This window comes from Robiginitalea sp. (assembly GCF_982776155.1).
On sequence record NZ_CEXZKX010000001.1, the window covers coordinates 791,578 to 807,167 of the forward strand.

General features: G+C 56.4%; 18 protein-coding genes. 7 read left to right on the top strand and 11 right to left on the bottom strand.

The window, feature by feature from the left end; genetic code table 11:
* Positions 1 to 47: 47 nt before the first annotated feature.
* From porD to AC3DKS_RS03375, 6 genes are all read right to left on the bottom strand, one after another.
* Positions 48 to 953 carry a type IX secretion system protein PorD gene (gene porD, locus AC3DKS_RS03350; protein ID WP_015755164.1) on the bottom strand — a complete coding sequence of 302 codons (906 nt, stop codon included), beginning with the start codon at positions 951 to 953 and terminating at the stop codon, positions 48 to 50.
* Positions 934 to 2,139 (bottom strand): bifunctional phosphopantothenoylcysteine decarboxylase/phosphopantothenate--cysteine ligase CoaBC, encoded by a 1,206-nt coding sequence (gene coaBC / locus AC3DKS_RS03355; protein WP_015755165.1) that lies wholly within the window; start codon positions 2,137 to 2,139, stop codon positions 934 to 936. The genes porD and coaBC overlap by 20 nt, the downstream gene beginning before the upstream one ends.
* A 1-nt stretch (position 2,140) precedes the next feature.
* Entirely contained in the window at positions 2,141 to 2,470 is a 330-nt protein-coding gene (locus AC3DKS_RS03360; RefSeq protein ID WP_041327837.1) for a DNA-directed RNA polymerase subunit omega, read from the bottom strand.
* 2 nt (positions 2,471 to 2,472) lie between these two features.
* Complete coding sequence (locus AC3DKS_RS03365) at positions 2,473 to 3,315, bottom strand: outer membrane protein assembly factor BamD (RefSeq protein ID WP_015755167.1); 843 nt, start codon at positions 3,313 to 3,315, stop codon at positions 2,473 to 2,475.
* A gap of 103 nt (positions 3,316 to 3,418) precedes the next feature.
* Positions 3,419 to 4,312 carry a 4-hydroxy-tetrahydrodipicolinate synthase gene (dapA, locus tag AC3DKS_RS03370; protein WP_272607413.1) on the bottom strand — a complete coding sequence of 298 codons (894 nt, stop codon included), beginning with the start codon at positions 4,310 to 4,312 and terminating at the stop codon, positions 3,419 to 3,421.
* The gene (locus AC3DKS_RS03375; RefSeq protein ID WP_272607414.1) at positions 4,309 to 4,842 is read right to left on the bottom strand and encodes a DUF6913 domain-containing protein; all 534 of its coding nucleotides are present in this window, start codon (positions 4,840 to 4,842) and stop codon (positions 4,309 to 4,311) included. Before AC3DKS_RS03375 ends, dapA begins: the two co-directional genes overlap by 4 nt.
* A gap of 112 nt (positions 4,843 to 4,954) precedes the next feature.
* Between AC3DKS_RS03375 and AC3DKS_RS03380 the strand changes: the two genes are divergently transcribed.
* Both AC3DKS_RS03380 and AC3DKS_RS03385 read left to right on the top strand, forming a co-directional pair.
* Positions 4,955 to 5,680: a 5'-nucleotidase C-terminal domain-containing protein gene (locus AC3DKS_RS03380; RefSeq protein WP_272607415.1), complete on the top strand. Its 726-nt coding sequence runs from the start codon at positions 4,955 to 4,957 to the stop codon at positions 5,678 to 5,680.
* Positions 5,677 to 6,588 carry a metallophosphatase gene (locus AC3DKS_RS03385; RefSeq protein WP_272607416.1) on the top strand — a complete coding sequence of 304 codons (912 nt, stop codon included), beginning with the start codon at positions 5,677 to 5,679 and terminating at the stop codon, positions 6,586 to 6,588. The genes AC3DKS_RS03380 and AC3DKS_RS03385 overlap by 4 nt, the downstream gene beginning before the upstream one ends.
* A gap of 6 nt (positions 6,589 to 6,594) precedes the next feature.
* Here the strand turns inward: AC3DKS_RS03385 and AC3DKS_RS03390 are convergent, their stop codons facing one another.
* From AC3DKS_RS03390 to AC3DKS_RS03405, 4 genes are read right to left on the bottom strand one after another with little or no spacing between them, the layout of a single operon-like run.
* Positions 6,595 to 6,897 (bottom strand): hypothetical protein, encoded by a 303-nt coding sequence (locus AC3DKS_RS03390; RefSeq protein ID WP_015755172.1) that lies wholly within the window; start codon positions 6,895 to 6,897, stop codon positions 6,595 to 6,597.
* A gap of 52 nt (positions 6,898 to 6,949) precedes the next feature.
* Positions 6,950 to 8,971 (bottom strand): NAD-dependent DNA ligase LigA, encoded by a 2,022-nt coding sequence (gene ligA, locus AC3DKS_RS03395; protein WP_272607417.1) that lies wholly within the window; start codon positions 8,969 to 8,971, stop codon positions 6,950 to 6,952.
* Positions 8,968 to 9,882 (bottom strand): peptide chain release factor N(5)-glutamine methyltransferase, encoded by a 915-nt coding sequence (gene prmC, locus AC3DKS_RS03400; RefSeq protein ID WP_272607418.1) that lies wholly within the window; start codon positions 9,880 to 9,882, stop codon positions 8,968 to 8,970. The genes ligA and prmC overlap by 4 nt, the downstream gene beginning before the upstream one ends.
* Positions 9,883 to 9,886: 4 nt before the next feature.
* The gene (locus AC3DKS_RS03405; RefSeq protein ID WP_272607419.1) at positions 9,887 to 10,378 is read right to left on the bottom strand and encodes a GNAT family N-acetyltransferase; all 492 of its coding nucleotides are present in this window, start codon (positions 10,376 to 10,378) and stop codon (positions 9,887 to 9,889) included.
* A gap of 23 nt (positions 10,379 to 10,401) precedes the next feature.
* On the opposite strand from AC3DKS_RS03405, the gene ribD reads away from it, so the two are divergent.
* Genes ribD through AC3DKS_RS03425 form a run of 4 tightly spaced genes read left to right on the top strand, consistent with a single transcriptional unit; the run spans position 10,402 to position 13,535 of the window.
* Positions 10,402 to 11,454, top strand: coding sequence for a bifunctional diaminohydroxyphosphoribosylaminopyrimidine deaminase/5-amino-6-(5-phosphoribosylamino)uracil reductase RibD (ribD, locus tag AC3DKS_RS03410; RefSeq protein WP_272607420.1), 1,053 nt, complete (start codon positions 10,402 to 10,404; stop codon positions 11,452 to 11,454).
* Complete coding sequence (locus AC3DKS_RS03415; protein ID WP_015755177.1) at positions 11,447 to 12,049, top strand: HAD family hydrolase; 603 nt, start codon at positions 11,447 to 11,449, stop codon at positions 12,047 to 12,049. The genes ribD and AC3DKS_RS03415 overlap by 8 nt, the downstream gene beginning before the upstream one ends.
* A 1-nt stretch (position 12,050) precedes the next feature.
* The gene (locus AC3DKS_RS03420; protein WP_272607422.1) at positions 12,051 to 12,911 is read left to right on the top strand and encodes a DMT family transporter; all 861 of its coding nucleotides are present in this window, start codon (positions 12,051 to 12,053) and stop codon (positions 12,909 to 12,911) included.
* Positions 12,912 to 13,535 carry an IMPACT family protein gene (locus AC3DKS_RS03425; RefSeq protein WP_272607423.1) on the top strand — a complete coding sequence of 208 codons (624 nt, stop codon included), beginning with the start codon at positions 12,912 to 12,914 and terminating at the stop codon, positions 13,533 to 13,535.
* Between the two features lie 20 nt (positions 13,536 to 13,555).
* On the opposite strand, the gene AC3DKS_RS03430 is transcribed toward AC3DKS_RS03425, so the two are convergent.
* Positions 13,556 to 13,957: an acyl-CoA thioesterase gene (locus tag AC3DKS_RS03430; RefSeq protein ID WP_015755180.1), complete on the bottom strand. Its 402-nt coding sequence runs from the start codon at positions 13,955 to 13,957 to the stop codon at positions 13,556 to 13,558.
* A 203-nt stretch (positions 13,958 to 14,160) separates the two neighbouring features.
* On the opposite strand from AC3DKS_RS03430, the gene dnaA reads away from it, so the two are divergent.
* The gene (gene dnaA, locus AC3DKS_RS03435) at positions 14,161 to 15,585 is read left to right on the top strand and encodes a chromosomal replication initiator protein DnaA (RefSeq protein ID WP_015755181.1); all 1,425 of its coding nucleotides are present in this window, start codon (positions 14,161 to 14,163) and stop codon (positions 15,583 to 15,585) included.
* Positions 15,586 to 15,590 lie beyond the last annotated feature (5 nt).

Here is a 15,590-nt window from a genome sequence, read left to right on the forward strand (position 1 = left end):
GGGTTACTGCCTGTAAAGATAAAAGAATCGCCGCAATCCGCTAGCGGTTAATAGGTGATTTGATTCCAGGTACTCGCATAGAATGGCGCCACCCGGTTAAGCGTTTCCTTGAGCTGGACAATATCCACCTTCGGGCCGTCCGAAAAGATGTTCTGGATTTCCTCGGCCTTGGCATCGAAAAACGTCTGGATCAGAAAGGCGTTGGGCCGCCGCTGTATAAGTGTTTCGAACAAGCGCAGGGAACCGGCAATCACTTGTTTCCCCGTACTGTTGTTGTCCGCCATGATGTCGAGTCCCTTCCGGTGGTAGTTGTAGAGGGCAATCCGGTATTCCCGGAACGTGTTGGACAGCAGGTTGTCCACCAACTGGAACCTGGTGCGGTTGTCGGTGGCGGTCTGCCCCCAGCCCGGGTAATTGTTGCCCTGTGCCTGGGTGACGATGGCCCGCGCCTTGTTATACAGGTCGGACCCCCCTTCCAGCTGAAAGGTATCCGCATCCAGCCCGAGCATGATGTAGGCGTAATAAGCCACCACGCCGACCAGGTTGGAACTGAACGCGTTTTCATTGAATACAAGCGGCTGGAATTCAATATATTCAAAATTGAACTTGTCGTCCTTGTAATTCAGGATGGGTGTTTCGTAAGAGGTATTGAATACCGGCCGGGACGACTGGATCTGGATGGTCGCCTCAAAACGGTTTGAATCGAAGTTTGTGACCGTGATAAACATCCGGCAATTGACCCGCTCGTTTTCCCGGTAGACGCGATCCGTCCAGCGCGTCTTGTTGACGAATTCGGCCAGGGAACGCTCCAGGGTCCGGAATATCTGTTGGTTTGTCTGGGAGACCTGGTCCGAATTGACAGTGACCGTACAGTTCAATTCTTGGGCCCGCGCCTGCCAGGCAGCCGCCAGCAGAAGCAGGCCTGCAAGCAGGTTATTTCGAAATACGCGCATCGATCTCCCGGAGTATGTCCCTTGCCACATCGGCTTTGCTTTTTAATTCAAACGATTTTATCCCGGAATTCTTGTCTATGAAACTCACTTTGTTCCGATCCCCTCCGAATCCCGCCCCGGGATCCCTCAGGGAATTCAAAACGATGGCGTCGAGCTGCTTCCGCCGAAGCTTTTCCCGCGCATTTTCCTCCTCGTTTTCGGTCTCCAGGGCAAAGCCCACTACAAACTGCCCCTGTTTGCCCGAGGCAAGTGTCTGGATAATATCCGGGTTCTTCACCAGGTCCAGGCGGAGGGTCTCAGCCGTTTTCTTGATTTTCTGTTCCTGAGTTTCCGCCGGGCGGTAATCCGAAACGGCCGCAGCGCCGATCACCACATCGGCATCCGAAAAATGCGATTGGGCAGCTTCGAGCATGTCCGAGGCGGTCTGCACGCGCAGGCAGGTGATCAGCGGGTGGTTGGCCTGTTCCTGGCTGGGCCCCGATACCAGCGTCACCCGGGCGCCCCAACTGGCCGCGGCACGCGCCAGTTCAAATCCCATTTTGCCACTGGAATGGTTCCCGATAAAACGGACGGGGTCGATGGGCTCAAAGGTAGGACCCGCGGTTATCAGCACGTGCTTGCCCCGCCACGGCAAACGCGCCAACAGGCTTTCTTCCAGGTGGCGTACGATCTCCTCGGGCTCGGCCATGCGTCCTTCCCCTTCCAGGCCGCTTGCCAGCTCTCCGCTTGTCGCAGGGATCATCGTATTGCCAAAAGCCTCGAGCTTTTCCAGGGAGGTCCGGGTTGTAGGGTGCTTGTACATATCCAGATCCATGGCAGGAGCAAAGAAAACCGGGCATTTGGCAGACAGGTAACACGCCATCAGGAGGTTGTCGCAGGTTCCGGAAGCCATTTTGGACAGCGTGTTGGCCGTGGCAGGTGCAATGAGCATCAGGTCGGCCCAGAGGGCGAGTTCCACGTGGTTGTTCCAGTCGGTGGCGCCATCCTCCTCCCGGACAAAATCCGTCAGGACCTCGTGACGGGAAAGGGTAGCAAGGGTCAGGGGGGAAACAAAATGGCCGGCGCTTTCGGTCATTACAATACGGACCTCAGCGCCGGCTTTTATCAGTAAACGGGTCAGGAATGTGGTCTTATACGCAGCAATACCCCCGGTAATGCCCAAAAGGATACGCTTGGATGCCAGCATCTTATTCTTCGTCCTTAGCCGTGTTCCGGTAGTATATCTTATCCTCAAGCCACTCCTCGATGGCCAGGGCATGGGGCTTGGGCAATTTCTCATAGAACTTGGAAACCTCTATCTGCTCCTTGTTTTCAAAAACCTCTTCGAGGCTGTCGCTGTAGGTGGCAAATTCCTCGAGTTTTTCGAGAAGTTCCTTCTTGATTTCCGAATTGATCTGCACCGCGCGCTTGGCTACGATGGAAATGGCCTCATAGATATTGTCGGTTTTTTCGTCAAACTCGTTCCGGTTGATGGTAATGGTGGTTACCGGTGCCTGGGAGTTTTTAAGGTCGTTCATATTCATTTGGATAAAGTTTGTATCGCTTCAAATTCTGTAATTTCTTCCTGCAGGTCAGCATAGAGTTGTCGCGCATCTTCGGCGAACTCGCTTTCCGCATAGTACCTCATAAAGGCATTGTACGCCGCAACGGCATTGTCGAGCCGCTCCTTCTTCTTGGAGGGCGTACTGTTTTCGGCCAGGGTAGACGCAGCCCGAAGCCTCAGGAAATAGGCTTCTTCCCTGTAAACAGAACCCGGATGATCCGAGATAAAATTGTCCAGGGCGGCAATGGCCGAAATGTTGTAGTCCAGCGTGTAATACTTGCCCAGTTTCACAAACTGCCGGGCAATCTCAAAGGCCTTTTTCTGTTTTTTCCGGGTGAGTTCCTGGGCCATGGCATTCGCCTCTTCCATGAATTCGGATTCCGGATAGGCGTTGATGAAAACCTGCAGTTTATTCAGGGCCTTGTCCGTATCGGTCTGGTCGAGCGAATACCTGGGCGAAAGCATATAATAACTCTTGGCACCCAGAAAAGCGGCCTCCGGGGCCTTGTCGCTTTTGGGATAGGATTTGAGGAACCGTTCGAACTGGTAGCCGGCGAAATTGTAATCCCCCTTCTGAAAATAGCTGTCCGCAAGGAAGAACATCACCCGTTCACCCTGGGGTTTCCCGACAAATTGCGGGGCGATCTGTTCCAGCAGGCGATTGGCCTTTTTATAGGACCCTTCCTGGTAGAGGCGTTCGGCCAATTCGTATTTCCGGTTGATATCCGTATCCTTCAGCACCTTCTGGTACTCACTGCACGAGGCCAGCGCAAGGCTTGCCAGCAACAGGCAACCGTAAAGTCTGGTTTTCAAAAACATTTGGCAAAATTAGCGATTTCCAACGACATAGAAAACCGAAAAATACGGTATTAATTGCCCCGGGGAGGCTGGGTCTGACGGAATTAAACAAAACTTTAACGCTTCATACCTTTTCCCGCAGAAATGCGGTCATGAACGTATCGAGGTCGCGGCTTAGTTCCCCACTCGCTGCCATGAGCGGCAGTCGCACCTCCGGCCTGCAGATGCCCAGCTGGCTCAGGAGCATTTTCACCCCGGCCGGGTTGCCTTCCCGGAAGATCAATCCGATGAGCGGGCGCAGGGAGTCCGACAGGTCCGTGGCCGGACCGGATTCACCGGCAAGCCCCTGGCGGATCATGGTAGAAAATTCTACGGGCAACGCCTGCCCCAAAACGGAAATTACCCCAACCCCCCCGGCAAGTACTGTCGGAACGGCGGTGAGGTCATCCCCGGAGATTACCAGGAAATCCCTGGGGACTGCATCGATCAGCGTGTGAATCTGGGCGATATCCCCGCAGGCTTCCTTGATGCCGACAATCCCCTGGCAATCCCGGGCCAGCCGGGCCACGGTTTCGGGCAGCATGTTGCTGCCGGTACGGGCCGGGACATTGTACATGACAATCGGCAGGGGCGCCCGGTGCGCCAGATATTTGAAATGCTGGTAAATCCCTTCCTGGGTGGGTCGGCTGTAATATGGGGAAACCGAAAGGATCGCATCGTAGCCATCCAGGTTGGCCGATTCCATTTCGGCAGCTACCGAAAGCGTATTGTTCCCGCCGATCCCAGCCACCAGCGGCAGGCGGCCGTCGTTTTCCTCTGCAATGACCCGCAGCACGGCGGCCTTTTCCCCGGGCGCAAGGGTAGCAGACTCCGCGGTGGTCCCAAGTGCGACCAGGTAGTCTACCCCGCCCTCAATAACGTGACGGACCAATTTGCGCAACGCCGGGATGTCCGGGGACAGGTCTTCCCGGAAAGGGGTGACGAGCGCCACGCCGGTTCCTTTCAATTCGCTTCTCATACCAATTCGTTCATTACCTCCAGGTACTTTTTCATTTCTTTCTTAAACAACCCGAAATCCTGCATGTCGCAGTCAAAAATCAGGTCGTTGAAGGCCGGATCCAGGCCTGCAAAACCCACGCGCATCCGGGCCCGGGTCTTGACGCTCATCAATTGCATCGGGAGGTTGTCCTCCGTGAAGTAATTGATCAGGATATCGTATTCCCGGCTCAGGAACTCCAGCGCATAGCTGTTTGCAATTTCCCCGTTCCAACCCAGGTCCTTGTCCGAAAAAACCGGTGTGGCATAGGGGGAGTTCGTATCGTAAAAACGCCTGTACCCAATTACCTTGATGGCGTTGGGCCGCAGGCCAAAGGCTTCAATCAGGTCAAAAAACACCTCGGCCCTGTCAAAGGTGTCCAGGTCCGCGATAATAGCAATCGCCTGCACTCCCCGCTTGCGCTCTGGAGCGGGCCGGTCGCGGGACATTTCCTCCCGGAGGTATTTCACCCCGGATTTGTATTTAAATTTGTCTTTGAGACCTTTAAACATGTACCTTTACGCTTTAAGCAAAGGTAGGAATTATCCGCTCTTGCACAGCGCAAAGTTACAAGGTTGCAGGCGTTTAAAAATGAAACATTTTGTTTTAATCATAACAATTTGTGTGTTGGCATCCTGCCGGCAACAACCGGTATCCCTTCAGCAAATTACTGTTTCCCAAACCATTATAGACAGCACCCTGTCCGAAGACGACTCCCTGCAGGCCCTGATCGCCCCCTATAAAAATCGTCTGGAAGATGCGCTGAATGCCCCCCTGGCCTATGCCCCGGAGACGCTCACCAAAACCGATGGGGCCCGCAACACGAGCCTCGGCAACCTGCTGGCCGACCTGGTGCTGGAACAGGCCGACTCCCTCCGCACATTGCAGGGGAAACCGCCGGTAGACCTGGTAATCCTCAACCACGGGGCGATCCGGAACATCATTTCCCGGGGGCCCGTCACCCAGCGTACCGCCTACGAAGTGATGCCCTTTGAGAACACCATCTATATCGTGCCCATGCAGGGAGCGGCCATCCGCGCCATGATCGCATTCCTGGTGGCATCGTCCATGCCGCACCCGTTTGCGGGGCTCGACATTCAACTGGGGCCCGGGGGCAGTCTCGAAGCCGTCAATATCGGGGGACAACCCTTTGACGAGTCGAGGACCTACTACGTGGCCACCTCCAACTACCTGGTGGAAGGCGGAGACGGCATGGATTTTTTCCAGTTGGGGGAAACCCCCGAGGATACCGGTTATAAAATACGGAATGCCATGGTAGACTACTTTACGCGGGTAGATACGTTGCGGGCCGCTGTCGACGACCGGTTCGTCCAAATCCAATCGCAATGAACCGAAGGAAGTTTATTAAAACCGGCGCGGCCGGGGGAGCAGCCCTCGGGCTTACCGGGATCAACCTGGCTTCCTGTGCCGGGTTGTCGCGCAGGCAAATCACCATCCTGCACACCAATGATGTCCACAGCCATGTCGACCCCTTCCCCCCCGGACACGGGGCCTTTCCCAATATGGGCGGGGCGGCACGGCGGGCGGGCCTGATTGCAGAGATCCGCAGGGAGAACCCGAATACGCTCCTGTTGGATGCCGGGGATATTTTTCAGGGAACCCCCTACTTTAACTTTTACGGAGGCGAACTGGAATTCCGGCTGATGAGCCGCATGGACTACCAGGCCGCCACCCTGGGCAACCACGATTTCGACAACGGCATCCCCGGGTTACTCGCACAGCTGCCCTATGCGAGTTTTGAGTTTGTCTCGGCCAATTACGATTTCACCAACACGGACCTGAACGGCCTGGTGGCGCCGTATACAATCCGGGTAGTGGACGGGGTCCGGATTGGGATTTTTGGACTGGGCATTGAACTGGACGGCCTGGTAATGCCGGACCTCTATGGGGAAACCCTTTACCAGGACCCTTATGAAAGGGCCCTGGACATGTCCCGCACCCTCAGGGAGGAGGAAGCCTGCCACCTGGTCATCTGCCTTTCCCATCTGGGGTTCCGCTACGACGACCCGAGCCGTCCCAGCGATGTACTGCTGGCTCAAAAAACCGAAGGGATCGACCTGATTATCGGGGGGCATACGCATACCTTCCTGGAAGAAGCCCGCGTGCTGTCTAACCGTGCGGGGGATCCCGTACTCGTGAACCAGGTGGGATGCTACGGGGTTCGGCTGGGCCGGGTAGATTTTTTCCTGGAACCCGGGGCGCCGCCGGCCGGTTCCGGGGTATCGATCACTGTGTGACCCGCTTTATTCCTGCAGTAAATACGCGACAATTTCCCGGAATTCCTCCTGTAGTGAATGCTCCGGGTAAGGCCGGCCGGCCCGGTTGTACCAGTACCCTGCATTCCATCGATCGCCTTCCCGCCTGTGGAGGTAGGCGTGTATCCAGCTTCCCACGGGCCCCTTCATGGCCTCGGCAATATCGTGCGATGCCTGCCAGTCCCCTGCCCCTTCCCACCAAAGGGCCTTCAAGCCGTCCGGCCAGGAAGTATCCGGGGCCTGGCGATCCAGGGTTTTTTCGAATTCGTCTACATTTTCAGGCAGTGGCATAATACTTTCGTTTCAATCTGTTTATCGCAGGTTCTCCCCCTGTCCGCCCGGGTCAGTCCCCGAGCATTTCCAGGAACTGGGTTTCCGAAATAATGGGTACCCCGTTTTTGTCCGCCTTTTCCCGCTTGCTGGGCCCCATGTTGGCCCCGGCAACCAAAAAGTTCGTACGGGCCGATACCGAGGAGGTGACCTTCCCCCCATTGTCCTCGATGCGTTTTTTTAATTCGTTCCGTCCAATGGACTCAAAGACCCCGGAGACCACAAAAGTTTTGCCCCGGAATAAATCGGTTTGCCCCCTGAGTTGTTCTTCACTCAGGGAGAACTGCAGGCCGTGTCCCTTGAGCTTTTCGACCCGTTCCCGGTTGACCGGGTCGCTGAAAAATTCCACCACGCTTCCCGCAATACGCTGGCCGATTTCGTCTACCTGTTGCAGCTCGTCGGCACTGGCAGCCATCAGCGCATCGATGTTCTTATAGGCCCTTGCGAGTTTCTTGGCAACGGTTTCCCCTACATATCGGATCCCCAGGGCAAACAACACGCGCTCGAAAGGCACTTTCCTGGAGGCGGCCACCCCTTCCACCAGGTTGGCTGCAGATTTCTCCGCCATGCGTTCCAGGGGAAGCAGGTCCTCAGTGGTCAGCGTGTACAGATCCGCGTAATCCCCGATCAGTCCCTCCTTAAACAGGAGCTCTACGGTTTCGGAGCCCAGCCCTTCAATATCCATGGCTTTTCGGGAAATAAAATGCTGGATGCGCCCGGTGATCTGGGGCGGGCACCCGGTGTCGTTCGGGCAGAAATGCTGGGCTTCTCCCGGGTTTCGCACCAGCTCGGTCCCGCACTCCGGACAGGCCGAAATGTAGGTGGTCGGGGCACTGTTTTCCGGGCGTTTGCTAAAATCCACCCCCGTGATCTTCGGGATGATCTCCCCGCCTTTTTCCACGTAAACGGTATCCCCTTCCCGTACGTCCAGTTTGGCAATCTGGTCGGCATTGTGCAGGGATGCGCGCTTGACGGTGGTTCCGGCCAGCAAGACAGGTTCCAGGTTGGCAACCGGGGTAATCGCACCGGTTCGGCCTACCTGGTAGGTAATCCGTTCCAGGCGCGTGGCGGCCTGCTCGGATTTGAATTTGTACGCCATGGCCCATCGGGGCGATTTGGCCGTATACCCCAATTCTTCCTGTTGCTGCAGGCTATTGACCTTGACCACCACCCCGTCTGTTTCATAAGGCAGTTCCAGGCGGTGAGAATCCCAGTACTCCAGGTAGGCCACAACCTCGTCGATATTCTTGCACAATTTGGCCGTGTCCGGCACCTTAAACCCGAGTTTCCGGGCCAAACCGAGTATTTCAAAGTGCGAATCGGCCCCGAGGTCCCGGCCTGCCATCCCGTAAAGCAGACAATCCAGGGGGCGCTCAGCCACGATGCTGCTATCCTGCAATTTCAGGCTCCCCGAAGCGGTGTTCCTTGGATTCATATAGGGGTCCTCCCCGTTTTCGACCCGTTCCCGGTTCATACGGGCAAAACCTTCCAGCGGCAACACAATTTCGCCCCGGATATCAAAGCGGTTGGGATAGTCGCCCTGCAGCCGGAGCGGGATGGACCGAATGGTTCGGACATTCGTCGTCACGTCATCGCCCTGCGTACCGTCCCCCCGGGTAACGGCTCGCAACAAAGCGCCGTCCTGGTAGGTCAGGCTGATGGATGCCCCGTCGTACTTCAGCTCGCAGGTAAAAGTCACCGGAACATCGCCCAGCACCCGCTGGATGCGCTTTTCCCATTCCCGCAACTCCTCCACGGAATAGGAATTGTCCAGGGAGTACATCGGGTAATCGTGGACGACGGTCTCAAAATTTTTGGTGATGGCACCTCCCACGCGTTGCGTCGGGGAAGCCGGGTCGTAAAATTCCGGGTGCTGCTTCTCGAGGTCCTGCAACGCCTTGAGCTTCATGTCGAAGTCATAGTCGCTGATTACCGGTTCGTCCAGTACGTAATAGCGGTAATTATGGTCCCGGAGTTCGTCCCGGAGCGCCTGTATCTTCTCCGCTATATCCCGCTTGTTCACTTCCTCGGTCATGGGTTTTGCCTCGCTTTATGGTTTGTATCCGGGCTCCGGCCGCACAGAAACCGGTCCTTTCCAAAAATATCTTTTTTCAGGGAAACTTCGAGTAAACCGGCCTCCCGGAACAACTCCGCGGTCGGCGCGCCGAAATCCTCGTGGATTTCAACATACAACCACCCCCCACCGCGTAAATGGCGGCGCGAAAACCCGGCGATATGCCTGTAATAGAGCAATGGGTCGGAATCCGGGGCGAAAAGTGCCTCCCGGGGCTCGTGGTCCCTGACGTGGACTGCCAATTGGCCTTCCTGGCCCCTAGGAATGTAGGGCGGGTTGGAGATGATCAGGTCGTATCCGGGCCATTCCCCTTCCGGATTAAGAATATTTTCGGGCCATTCCCCTTCCGGTGTGAGGATATCCGCCCGAACCAGGCGCACATCCAGTCCGAGGTGCCGGGCATTCTCCCTGGCAACCTCCAGGGCCTCCCCGGAAATGTCGAGAGCTGTCACCCGGGCAGCGGACAGGCTTTTTGCCAGGCCCAGGGCGATACAACCGCTGCCTGTCCCGATATCGAGGATGTTCCCTTCCCTAAGGTCCGCGGCGTGCCGCTCCAGGACCCACCGTACGAGCTCTTCAGTTTCCGGGCGCGGTATCAGCGCGCCCGGGCCTACCCGCAAGTCCATATCCAGGAATCGGGCCGTACCTGTAATATACTGAACGGGCTGGCCTGCTGTCAGCTGGGACAGGGCATTGAAAAGGGGGGCTTCTTCTTCGCGGGTCAGCATTTTCCCGGGTTCCAGTCCAAGCACAAATCGCGGCAGGTCCAGATAGTGCTCCAGAAGGCGGTAAAACAAAGCGTCCACTTCCCCGGGCGGATGAGTCCCGCCGAGTTCCTTCCTGTAAATGTCCCGCACCTCGCGCAACAGCATCCGCTCAGAGTTTTTTGCGCATCCAGACCTGGCAGGCCGTATGCCCGGTACAGCCGAGTGGCTGGCTGAGATCCTCAAACCCGTACCGGCGATAGAGGCTCAGGGCCGTCTCCATGTAGGGCATGGTTTCCAGGTAACAATACGCGTATCCCAACTCCCGGGCTTTCTGCAGGGCTTTTTCCAAGAGGGCTTTCCCAAACCCCATGCCCCGGAGTTCCTCCCGGAAATACATTTTCTGAAGTTCGCAGGTATCTGCATCCCCGCCATCCAGGGGGGCAATCCCGCCGCCGCCCCAAACCTCCTGCTCGCCGGCCACCACCCAGAATGCACTGTCCGGGCGGTCATAGGTTTCAAACATCCGGTCCAGGGAAGTATCCGCCAGGGCCGTTCCCTGGGCGGGCGCCCCGGTGCCCGGAAGCACCTCCCGGATCAACGCCGCCAGTCCCGGGTTGTCGCCGGGTTCAATCCGCCGCAATTTCAAGGTCGCTTTATTCATCCCCAATATGCTATTTTTGCGGGGTGAAGATACAGGAAAAATACATGTTGCGCTGCATCCAAATCGGTCGGAATGCCCTGGGCCGGAGTGCGCCGAACCCGATGGTCGGGGCCCTGCTGACCCATGGCGATACGATTATCGGTTCCGGGTATACCAGTGCTTTTGGCGGGCCGCATGCCGAGGTAAATGCCATCCGCAGCGTGGCCGACCCCGGCAAGTTGCCGGATTCCACCCTGTATGTCACCCTGGAACCCTGCTGCCATCACGGGAAAACGCCTCCCTGCACAGACCGGATCATCGAGTCGGGAATACGCCGGGTGGTGGTCGGGCTGCCAGACCCGCACGACAAGGTGGCCGGCCAGGGGATCGCACAACTGAGGGAGGCCGGTTGCAAGGTGGAAGTAGGGGTTGCAGCGGACGCCTGCCGGGAACACCACAGGCGCTTTCTGACCCTGCACGAAAAAGGCCGTCCCTATATCGTATTGAAGTGGGCCCAGAGTCCGGATGGCTTCCTGGCACCCGATCCGGAAGTCAGGGGCGAATCGACGGGGCCCTGGTGGATTACCGGCCGGGAATCCCGCCAACTCGTCCACAAATGGCGGACCCAGGAGTCGGCAATTCTGGTAGGCTGGAGAACGGCTGCGGCCGATGACCCCCAACTCACCAGCAGGGACTGGGCGGGGAAGGACCCGCTTCGGGTCCTGCTGGATCCGTCAGGCAGGGCTCCGGAAGGCCTTCGCTTGCTGGACGGGAAGGTGCCGACACTCCGGGTGTTGCACACCGGGCAGCAGCCCACCGGCAGCGCCCGGGTCGAGAATATTTTCCTGGAGCCGGGTCCGGGGTTCCTGCAGGCACTGTGCAGGGAACTCCGAGAGCGGGGGGTGCTGAGTATCCTTGTGGAAGGGGGCGCCCACACCCTGGGTTCCTTCCTCTCCGCAGGGCTATGGGACGAAGCCCGCGTATTCACAGGGCCCCGGCCATTAAACGGCGGGCTGCGGGCCCCGGCCTTATCCGGAAGGCTCGTGGCAAACACTGCCTCCGGGGCAGACACCCTAACCCTCTGGCGCAATGATTAAAAACCTGATATTCGATTTTGGGGACGTGATCATCGACCTCGACAAGGAAGGGGTGCCCCGGGCTTTGGCGGGGTATGGGCTCTCCGGGGCCGACCCGGAACTCGTATCATGGGCCAACCAATACGAAGCGGGCCAAATGACCAGCACCGAATTCCTCGACCGGCTGGGCAACCGCCTTGGGGAACCCGATCGGGAAGTACTCGTCAGGCATTGGAATACCACCATCCGCCACCTCCCGGAAGGCCGCCTTGAATTCCTGGAAAACCTCCGCGACTCCGGGGGTTTTCGGATGTTTTTACTCAGCAATACGAACGAGTTGCACATGGCCTGTGTGGCCCGACAGCTGGGGGAAGAGACTTTTTCCCGGTTAAAAGCATGTTTTGAAGGCTTTTACCTGTCCTACCAGATAGGGATGCGCAAACCGGAACCCGGGATCTTCCGGCATGTGCTGGAGGAGAACCGGTTGGCGCCCGGGGAAACACTGTTTATCGACGACACCCTTGAACATATCCTGGGGGCGCGTTCGCTGGGAATTGCCACCTGGCACCTGCAGGTGGGACAGGAGGATGTCCGGGAACTCAAAAACCGCCTCTGATATGTGGGACCTGATTTTGAGTATCGCCAGCTCCAGCCTGATATTCGTCGTCTTTAAGGGATATAGCCGTTTTCGCGTACACACCTTCTATGCCATTATCGGAAATTACCTGACCGCCTGCAGCGTGGGCTTTATTTTCTTCCCCAGAACCCTATCCCTTCCGGAAATCCCGGGAAAACCCTGGTTTTTGCCTGCCGTCGCCCTGGGGGTTCTCTTTATCGTCATTTTTAACCTGATGGCCCGGACATCTCAGCAACTGGGCGTTTCCGTAGCCTCGGTGGCCACCAAGATGTCCCTGGTCATCCCGGTGGTTGCCGGGGTGGTCCTCTACGGAGAAGTTCTCGGGCCCATCAAGATAGCCGGGATTGCCCTGGCATTGGTAGCCGTGTATTTTGCCTCCGTCAAAACCCGCAAGGTCTCCTGGGAGCCCCGGCTGCTCTACCTGCCCGCCCTGGTTTTCCTGGGCTCGGGCATCATCGACACAAGCATCAAATACCTGGAGGAAACCCGGATCCCGGATGCGGAATACCCCTTGTTCTCCGCCTGCATCTTCGGGGCCGCCGGCACTACCGGCATCCTGGTCACCGCCCTGAGGAAACCCCGGGAGCTATTCACCTGGCGGCCGCGCAACCTGCTCGGGGGCCTGGCCCTGGGTATCCCCAACTTTTTTTCAATCTACTTCCTGCTCAAAGCCCTGCAATTCGACGGGCTCACCAGTGCCGCTATTTTTACACTGAATAACGTGGGTATCGTAACGCTCACCACCTTGCTTGGTATTGCTTTTTTCGGGGAGAAATTATCCGCCCGCAACTGGTTGGGCGTAGGCCTGGCACTGGTAAGCATCGCCATTATAAGTTCGTAAATGGAGCAGAACCTGTCTTTCCGTACGCTGAAAGCCCCTTGCGGCCCTTCCGAATACCGCGATCGAAAGAGCAAGTTCCTCGGGTATGCATATCCTGTCAATACCACCTCCGGGGCACAGGAACTTGTGGACGCCCTCTGGCGGGAACATCCGGGCGCCGCCCACATCTGTTATGCGTACCGTATAGGAGTCCGGCAACCGGAGATCCGCATGCAGGATGACGGGGAGCCCGCCAATTCATCGGCCCCGCCAATATTCGGGCAAATCGAGTCCTATGACCTCCACAACGTCCTGGTGTGCGTGGTGCGGTATTACGGGGGTGTAAAACTGGGCGTGGGCGGTTTGATACAGGCGTACCGGGAAGCTGCAAAATCCTGCCTGGAACTCGGCCGCATTGAGGTTCGCCGACCGTCGGCCGTCCTGGTCCTGCGCTTTACCTATGACGATCTGGACGCCGTGCTCCGGATTGTCGACCAGCAGCGCCTGCGGGTGGTACGGAGGGAAATGGCGCTTTCGTGCCGGATGGACCTGGAAATACCCCTTTCGGACCTAAACCGGATCCGGGAGGTCTTTGGGCCGCTGCCGGAGGTATCCATTGAGGTGGAAGAACGAACGGAGTCGTAAACCTGGGCAAGAGATATTTTTTACTCCTGTTTTAATTTTTCCATCAGATACGCAGGGCAGCGCATGGGTTTCCGGGTGGAGGTGTCCAAAAAGGCCAGATCGGTTTCGGCCAGGGCGAGAATTTCCCCTTTTTCCGACCGGATTTCGTACTCGAATTGTATACGAACGGTAGGTATATTTTTGAGCCGGGTAACCACGGTGATCAGGTCGTCGTAAACGGCCGGTTTTTTATATTGAACGGATAGGGAAATTACCGGCAACATACATCCGTTTTCTTCCATCTCCCTGTAGGAAATCCCCAGGGCCCTGAGCCACTCCACCCTTCCCATCTCCATATATTCCGGGTAATTCCCGTGATAGACCACTCCCATCTGGTCGGTTTCGCCATAGCGGACGCGGAAAGAAATCTGGTGTTCCTGCATGATTATCCGATGAAAAAAGTATATATTTAAAAGGATGCCGAAGAGGGTCAGAACTTGCGAAAAAAAAACATTATATTCAACACTAGTTTGATTTTTTTTTTAGGTTTTTTGTTCACATATTTGTCTCACTCTTGAAGGGCAGAATTACTGTCCTTTTTCATACCAGCTAACCAGCATCTAACCGGCTTAAGACAACCTTAACAATGAATGTTACTGCGAATTCCGTATGGAAGAATTGTTTGGCTTTTATAGAAGACAACATCCAACCGCAGGCCTTCAAAACTTGGTTCGTCCCCATTAAGCCCGTTAAGCTCTCCGAAAAGGCGCTGAGCATCCAGGTACCCAGTAAATTTTTCTACGAATGGCTCGAGGAGCACTATGTGAAATTGCTCAAAGTGGCGCTCACAAGGGAACTGGGCGAAGGTGCCAAACTGGTCTATGTAATTAAAATGGAAAACACTTACGGCAACCGGGAACCCTTCACGGAAAAAATACCGAGTGCCAACCGGGGGCAGATGACGCCCCAGGAGATGGATGTGCCGATAAAATCCAAGAATCCGGAACTGAAGAACCCGTTTGTGATCCCGGGCATCCGCAATATCAAGATCGAGTCGCAACTCAACCCGAGCTACAATTTTGAGAATTTTTTGGAAGGGGATTCCAACCGGCTGGCCCGATCGGCCGGGATGGCGGTAGCCAACAAACCCGGGGGCACCTCGTTTAACCCGCTCCTGGTCTTTGGCGGCGTCGGCCTCGGGAAGACGCACCTGGCCCATGCCATCGGGGTGGAAATCAAGGACAAATACCCGGAACGCACCGTCCTCTATATCTCCGCGGAAAAATTTACCCAACAATATATCGAATCCGTTCGCAAGAATACGCGCAACGATTTCATCCATTTCTACCAACTCATCGACGTCCTGATTATCGACGATGTACAATTCCTCTCCGGCAAGAGCGGGACCCAGGATGTATTTTTCCACATCTTCAACCACCTCCACCAGAACGGCAAGCAGGTAATCCTTACCTCAGACAAGGCGCCGGTGGACATGCAGGACATCGAACAGCGGTTGTTGTCCCGTTTCAAATGGGGCCTTTCCGCCGAACTGCAGAGCCCGGATTACGAAACGCGGGTCTGCATCCTGAAGAACAAGTTGTACCGGGACGGGGTGGAAATGCCAGAGGAAATCATCGACTATGTCGCCAAGCACATCAAATCGAACATCCGGGAACTGGAAGGCGCCATCATCTCGCTGATCGCGCAATCTTCCTTCAACAAAAAGGAAGTGACCCTGGACCTCGCCCAGCAGGTGGTAGAGAAATTCGTTAAGAACACAAAGCGGGAAGTATCCATCGAATACATCCAGAAGGTTGTTTCAGATTACTTTGAAATGGATGTGGCCACACTCCAGTCCAAGACCCGGAAGCGACACATCGTACAGGCCCGGCAGCTGGCCATGTTCTTTGCCAAGAAGTTTACAAAGGCCTCCCTGGCAAGCATTGGATCCCAGATCGGCAAACGGGATCACGCTACCGTGCTACACGCCTGCAAGACCGTCGACAACCTCGCTGAAACCGACAAGCAGTTCCGGAAATACATCGAGGATCTCACCAAGAAATTTTCATAACCCCG